Raw genomic sequence first — 218 nt, 5'->3', positions numbered from 1 at the left:
TTTTGACCAAAGGTTACGAGATTTGGGCTCTTCGAGCCGCTATGTTAAGCCGTTTTAGGACCTTGCCATGTCCAAGTGGCCATCTTCTTTACATTCATGGCAGCGAAAGTAAGCATCGCCTGCATCGACAATTTTTTAAGTCCCCTTAAAGTAGTCCAACGCATACCATGCTTTTCTTTTGCATCTGCGAATACACGCTCAATCGTTTCTTTGCGTTT

1 protein-coding gene is annotated in these 218 nt (G+C 44.0%); it reads right to left on the bottom strand.

Going from position 1 to position 218, the window contains the following annotated elements:
• Positions 1-44 precede the first annotated feature (44 nt).
• Positions 45-218, bottom strand: a 174-nt coding sequence (locus tag QNI08_RS22455) for a transposase (protein ID WP_285769555.1), incomplete at its 5' end; no start/stop codon positions are given.

It is taken from the genome of Peribacillus folii (genome assembly GCF_030271255.1).
Classification (GTDB): Bacteria; Bacillota; Bacilli; order Bacillales; family DSM-1321; genus Peribacillus.
Note: the sequence above shows the minus strand (reverse complement) of the source record. Positions and strands in the feature narration are given on the sequence as shown.